This is a genomic window from Bacillus sp. HY001, from assembly GCF_007558965.1.
Classification (GTDB): domain Bacteria; phylum Bacillota; class Bacilli; order Bacillales; family Bacillaceae_G; genus Bacillus_A; species Bacillus_A mobilis.
In genome coordinates this window covers 1-292 of sequence record NZ_VLTE01000404.1, presented here as the reverse complement: position 1 = coordinate 292, position 292 = coordinate 1, and the positions used below count along the sequence as shown (strand labels likewise).

The window sequence follows — 292 nt, the reverse complement described above, 5'->3', positions numbered from 1 at the left end:
CCAAAGACGAAATTGCAATTAAATATTGGGAAACTAGGTTTCACTGAAGGTAAACTGAAACAAGTTCGTGTGATTCCAAAATACAATGAATATGTAGTGGAATTGGTAATTGATGTTCCTTCTGAACAACAAATGATTGAAGAGAATGCTCGTTATATGAGTATTGATTTAGGGATTGATAACCTTGCAACCATCGTAACAAACACAGGTATGAAACCTGTCCTTGTTAAGGGCAAACATGTCAAAAGCATAAATCAATATTACAACAAAATGAAGAGTCATTTTACAAGCA

1 protein-coding gene is annotated in these 292 nt (G+C 33.6%); it reads left to right on the top strand.

Annotation, left to right across the window (positions count from 1 at the left end; translation table 11 throughout):
- Positions 1-292: transposase (locus tag FOT98_RS31985; RefSeq protein ID WP_144291304.1), on the top strand; the 292-nt coding region annotated here is incomplete at both ends.